This window comes from Cupriavidus sp. R6-3 (assembly GCF_059772245.1).
Map to the genome: position 1 here is coordinate 1 of NZ_JCBAJO010000275.1, position 5,387 is coordinate 5,387.

The following is a 5,387-nucleotide window of genomic DNA, read 5'->3' on the forward strand; positions in this document are numbered from 1 at the left end:
GCCGGGGCGGGAGCGGGTTTTGGGGGAGGACGGCGCGGACGTGGCGGCGGAGTCGGGGCGACGGCGACCGGCTTGGGCGGCAGCAGGATCGCCTCGAGCGCCGGCGTGTCGACTGCGTCGAGCGGAATCAGCGGACCGGGCATCCGCACCAGCCCGATCAGCACCAGCGCATGCGCGACCAGTACGACCGCCAGCGCGACCGCCCAGCGCAGGCGGCGCGCACGTTTCGCATCAGGCGTGACCGGCGTCTCCGGTCGGCGGGGTCCCGCCAAGATATCCAAGCTCCGTCGAGATCCGATGTGCGATCTCGCGCACCTGGCGGTCGATCGCTCCGCCCCATTCTGCATCGAATACGGTCTGCGCGCCCAGCACGATCAGCGCCATCGAGACGTGGCCGCTCGCATCGAACACCGGAAACGAGATCGCGTTGATGCCCGGCAGCACCCCGCCCAGCGTGCGCGCCGCGCCGTGGGCGCGCACGTCGGCGCACACCGCGTCGTAGTCGGCCAGCGAGCGCGGCAGGTCCGGCAGATTGTCGTCGCGGCGCTCGTTCAGTTCACGCTCGATCAGCGGCAGCGTCTGCTGGCGCGGCAGATAGGCGCCGAACAGGCGCCCGGTGGCCGAATTGAGCATCGGCATCACGTCGCCCAGGCGCAGGCTGACGGTGACCGGGTGGCTCGACTCCTCCCAGTGCACCACGGTCGGCCCGTGGTTGCCCCAGACCGCGATGCCGACGGTCTGGTCGATGTCGTCGCGCAGCTGGGACAGGATCGGGCGCGCCTTCTTGACCGGATCGAGCCGGTTCAGCCCGGCCAGTCCCAGTTGCAGTGCGAACGGACCGAGGTCGTAGCGGCCGCTGACCGGGTCCTGCGCGACCATGCCCAGCCGCTGGAAGCTGACCAGATAGCGATGCGCCTTGGCCGGATTCATGTCGGCCGCGGCGGCCAGGTCCCGCAGCATCATCGCGCGCGGCGAGGCGGCCAGCGCCTTCAGCAGCTGGAAGCCCACCTCGATGGACTGGATGCCGGTGCGCAGCTTGGCGTCGTCTTCTTCTAGTTCGGTCATGCGTCGATATGGAGCGGGCGGGTCGGTACCCGGGATTGGGCTACGGGGGATACGGAATGGCAGCGCCCGGGCCGGCGAGCCGCGGGCCAGCGCGGCAATATAGTTCGATTCCGTCACGTCGCGCTACGCCCCGATCCGTAAATTTACTATAGCGAAATCGATTTACCAGTTTTTAATCCGTCGCTAGACTGCGCAAGGGTGCCGACCGTGCCGAAAAGCGTCGAAATGCATCCAGGGACGTCCGCAAGCCCAAAACCCAAGAGCCCGAAGGCCAGGACGCCCGGGCCGCCCGGACGGCGGACGCCCGGCGCCCGAACACCCGAAAACCCGAACACGGCACCACGCCCGCACAACAACATCCCGGAGACCCGCATGCCAGCCCCGCTTGCCGCTGCGCCCACCGCGCGCCCTTCCCTGCCGATCCTGCGTCGCCTGCTGAATGCCGCCGTGCTGAGCGCCGGCGCGCTGGCCGCCATTGCCGCAGCCCTGCCCCGCCCGGCCGCGGCGCAGCAGCCGGCGTGGCCGACTCAGCCGGTCCGCTGGGTGGTCCCCTATCCGGCCGGCGGCGGCACCGACGTGGTGGCGCGCACGCTGGCCCAGGCGATCTCGCCCGCGCTCGGCAAGCAGGTGGTGATCGACAACCGGCCCGGCGCGGCGACGATCGTCGGCGCCGACACCGTCGCGCACAGCAAGCCGGACGGCTACACGATCCTGACCGCCGACACCGCGACGCTGGCCGCCAACCCCTCGCTGTACCGCAAGCTGCCGTACGACCCGGCCAGGGACTTCGTCCACGTCGGCATGATCGCCCGCTTCCCGCTGATCCTGGTCGCCAACCCGAACTTCCCCGCGCGCACGCTGAAGGAGGCGGTCGACTACGCGCGCAAGAACCCGGACAAGGTCAATTTCGCCTCGCCCGGCGCCGGCAGCCCGCACCATCTGGCGATGGAGCTGTTCATGGAGCAGACCGGCATCAGGATGACCCACGTGCCGTACAAGGGCGCGGCGCCCGCGGTGCAGGACCTGCTGGCGGGCCAGGTCGACGTGATGTTCCTCGATCTGGCGGCTGGCCAGCAGAACGTGCTCGGCGGCAAGCTGCGCGCGCTCGGCAGCGCCACGCCCAAGCGGCTGGCAGCGCTGCCGCAGGTTCCGACGGTGGCCGAGGGCGGCGTCGCCGGCTTCGAGGCCTACGCCTGGCAGGGCGTGGTCGCCCCGGCCGGCACGCCGCAGCCGGTGGTGACCCGGCTGAACGCCGAGCTGGTCAAGGCGCTGAAGCAGCCCGAAGTGCAGAAGCGCTTCGAGGGCATCGGCGTCGAGCCGGTCTCCAGCACGCCGGACGAGTTCGCGCAGTACGCCCGCACCGAGGCCGAGCGCTGGGGCAAATTGATCAAGGCCAAGGGCATCACGGTAGACTGACGCCCTCGCGGCGGCCGGCACAGCCGGCGCCATCTCGCCATCCGCACGCCGGCTCGATGCCGGCGTCGTTCTTGATATGCAGGAATCCCGATGAAACTGGCCACCCTGAAGGACGGCTCGCGCGACGGACAGCTCGTGGTCGTGTCGCGCGACCTGAAGACCGCGCACTATGCCACCGACATCGCCGGCAAGCTGCAGACCGCGCTGGACGACTGGCACTTCCTCGCGCCCCAGCTGCAGGACCTGTACGACGCGCTGAACGCCGGCCGCGCGCGCCATCCCTTCGCGTTCGATCCGCGCCAGTGCATGGCGCCGCTGCCGCGCGCCTACCAGTGGGCCGACGGCTCGGCCTACGTCAACCACGTCGAGCTGGTGCGCCGCGCACGGGGCGCCGAGATGCCGCCGGAGTTCTGGACCGATCCGCTGATGTACCAGGGCGGCTCGGACGACCTGCTCGGGCCCTGCGACGACATCGTCTGCGCCAGCGAGGCCTGGGGCATCGACTTCGAGGCCGAGGTCGCGGTGATCACCGGCGACGTGCGCATGGGCGCGACGCCCGAGCAGGCGGCCGAGGGCATCCGGCTGCTGGTGCTGGCCAACGACGTGTCGCTGCGCAACCTGATCCCGGCCGAACTGGCCAAGGGCTTCGGCTTCTTCCAGAGCAAGCCGGCCACGGCCTTCTCGCCGGTCGCGGTCACGCCCGACGAGCTCGGCGAGGCCTGGCGCGAGCGCAAGGTCCATCTGCCGCTGACGGTCTGGTGGAACAGCAAGAAGGTCGGCTCGCCCGACTGCGGCACCGACATGGTGTTCGACTTCGGCCAGCTGATCGCCCACATCTGCAAGACGCGCAATGTGCGGGCCGGCAGCATCGTCGGCTCGGGCACGATCTCCAACGTCGACCGCAGCAAGGGCTACTGCTGCATCGCCGAGAAGCGCACGCTCGAGACGATCGAGAGCGGCGCGCCGGTGACGCAGTTCCTGCAGTACGGCGACGCGGTCAAGATCGAGATGTTCGACGCGCAGGGCCGCTCGATCTTCGGCGCGATCGATCAGGTGGTGGCGGCGCCGGCCTGAAGCGGCCCGAAGCGGCCCGAAGCGGCCTGAATGGCCTGAGCGGCCTGAGCGGCCCGAAGCGGCCTGAATGGCCTGAATGGCCTGAGCGGCCTGAGCGGCGTGACGCGGCCGGAAGCGGCCGGAAGCGGCCTGACCCGCCGGATTGCGGCGGAGTCTGGGACCGGCGCGGCGTGATGCGGGCCGCGGCAGCGATGCGCCTATAATTTCCCGACCGTCCGGTTGGGGAATTCCGGCGCGCCCGTTTCGGGCCGCCGATTGCTCCCCTGTCCGGCGCAGCCGCGGCCGCCCGCCGCGCCTCCCACCCACGCCAGGAGTCCGCGCCCGCCATGACCACCACCCCCGCCGCCACTTCAGCCGCCACCGTTGGCAACAACGGCACCACGCCTTCCGAACGCTACGCCCGCTATCAGGCGCTGACCCTGCGCCAGCACGGCCCCATCCTCGAGATCGTGATGGGCGCACAGCAATCGGCCAACCGCAAGCTGGCCACCGCCGACGCCAACATGCATCGCGAACTGGCCGAGATCTGGCGCGACGTGTCGGCCGACCCGGAGATCCGCGTCGCGCTGATCCGCGGCGAAGGCAAGGGCTTCTCGGCCGGCGGCGACCTCGCGCTGGTCGAGGACATGGCCAACGATTTCGAGACCCGCGCGCGCGTCTGGCACGAGGCGCGCGACCTCGTCTACAACGTGATCAACTGCGACAAGCCGGTGGTGTCGGCGATGCATGGTCCCGCCGTCGGCGCCGGGCTGGTGGCCGGGCTGCTGGCCGATATCTCGATCGCCGCGCGCACCGCGCGCATCGTCGACGGGCATACGCGGCTCGGCGTCGCCGCCGGCGACCACGCCGCGATCGTCTGGCCGCTGCTGTGCGGCATGGCGAAGGCCAAGTACTATCTGATGCTGTGCGAGTCGGTCAGCGGCGAGGAAGCCGAGCGCATCGGGCTGGTCTCGCTGGCGGTCGACGAGAGCGAGCTGGTGGCCAAGGCCTTCGAGATCGCCAACCGGCTCGCCGAAGGTTCGCAGAGCGCGATCCGCTGGACCAAGTACGCGCTGAACAACTGGCTGCGCATGGCCGGGCCCGCCTTCGATACCTCGCTGGCGCTCGAATTCATGGGCTTTGCCGGACCCGATGTCCGCGAAGGCGTGGCCAGCCTGCGCGAGAAACGGCCGCCGCGTTTCGGCGCTTGAGCCGACGGTTCGGTCGACTTTGTGCGTCGGCCACGGGTCAGCGTTCAAGTCGGCCTTTGAGTCGGCCTTTGAGTCGGCGTTTGAGTCAGCGTTTGAGTCAGCGTTTGAGTCAGCGTTTGAGTCAGCGTTTGAGTCAGCGTTTGAGTCAGCGTTTGAGTCAGCGTTTGAGTCAGCGTTTGAGTCAGCGTTTGAGTCAGCGTTTGAGTCGGCCTTTGAGTCGGCGTTTGAATCAGCGCTTGAGTCGGCGTTTGAATCAGCGCTTGAGTTGGCGCTTGAGCCCGCGCGCGGGACGCCCCGGACAGCGCGCATTTTCCAATGACGATGGCCCCACCGCGGAGCACAGACCATGTTTGGACAGATACCCGATTTCAATGACGGCTTCGAATTTCTGCGCAAGATGTGGGGCAACGCGGCGGGCATGCCGACCGGGCTGATGCCCGGCCTGCAGGCGATGACGCCGCCAATGGATCTGGACGAGGTCGACAAGCGCATCCATGACCTGAAGGCGGTCGAAAGCTGGCTGCAGCTGAACGCCAACCTGCTGCGCACCACGATCCAGGGGCTCGAGGTCCAGCGCGCGACGCTGGTCGCGCTGAAGACGGTCGGCGAGGCGCTGTCGCCCGAGGCGCTGCAGAGCGCGAT

The 5,387-nt window shown here is 69.4% G+C and carries 5 protein-coding genes and 1 pseudogene; 4 read left to right on the forward strand and 2 right to left on the reverse strand.

The features are described from left to right. Both AC6EI8_RS23725 and AC6EI8_RS23730 read right to left on the reverse strand, forming a co-directional pair. Positions 1-272: pseudogene (locus tag AC6EI8_RS23725) on the reverse strand (DUF3108 domain-containing protein); the annotation flags it as partial. Then, entirely contained in the window at positions 232-1,065 is an 834-nt protein-coding gene (locus tag AC6EI8_RS23730) for an IclR family transcriptional regulator (protein WP_149317317.1), read from the reverse strand. The gene AC6EI8_RS23730 and the pseudogene AC6EI8_RS23725, both read right to left, overlap by 41 nt. Before the next feature lie 372 nt (positions 1,066-1,437). Between AC6EI8_RS23730 and AC6EI8_RS23735 the strand changes: the two genes are divergently transcribed. The 4 genes from AC6EI8_RS23735 to AC6EI8_RS23750 form a co-directional block, all read left to right on the forward strand. Next, complete coding sequence (locus AC6EI8_RS23735; RefSeq protein WP_265633072.1) at positions 1,438-2,481, forward strand: Bug family tripartite tricarboxylate transporter substrate binding protein; 1,044 nt, start codon at positions 1,438-1,440, stop codon at positions 2,479-2,481. A 90-nt stretch (positions 2,482-2,571) separates the two neighbouring features. Further along, positions 2,572-3,555 (forward strand): fumarylacetoacetate hydrolase family protein, encoded by a 984-nt coding sequence (locus AC6EI8_RS23740; RefSeq protein ID WP_265633071.1) that lies wholly within the window; start codon positions 2,572-2,574, stop codon positions 3,553-3,555. A gap of 326 nt (positions 3,556-3,881) precedes the next feature. Beyond that, the gene (locus tag AC6EI8_RS23745) at positions 3,882-4,745 is read left to right on the forward strand and encodes an enoyl-CoA hydratase/isomerase family protein (RefSeq protein ID WP_150083256.1); all 864 of its coding nucleotides are present in this window, start codon (positions 3,882-3,884) and stop codon (positions 4,743-4,745) included. Positions 4,746-5,091: 346 nt separating this feature from the next. Next, positions 5,092-5,387: PhaM family polyhydroxyalkanoate granule multifunctional regulatory protein (locus tag AC6EI8_RS23750; RefSeq protein ID WP_498383042.1), on the forward strand; the 296-nt coding region annotated here is incomplete at its 3' end.

Coding starts and splice junctions, on each gene's coding strand:
- AC6EI8_RS23730 (WP_149317317.1), bottom strand. CDS start 1,065: ATGACCGAACTAGAAGAAGACGACGCCAAGCTGCGCACCGGCATCCAG.
- AC6EI8_RS23735 (WP_265633072.1), top strand. CDS start 1,438: ATGCCAGCCCCGCTTGCCGCTGCGCCCACCGCGCGCCCTTCCCTGCCG.
- AC6EI8_RS23740 (WP_265633071.1), top strand. CDS start 2,572: ATGAAACTGGCCACCCTGAAGGACGGCTCGCGCGACGGACAGCTCGTG.
- AC6EI8_RS23745 (WP_150083256.1), top strand. CDS start 3,882: ATGACCACCACCCCCGCCGCCACTTCAGCCGCCACCGTTGGCAACAAC.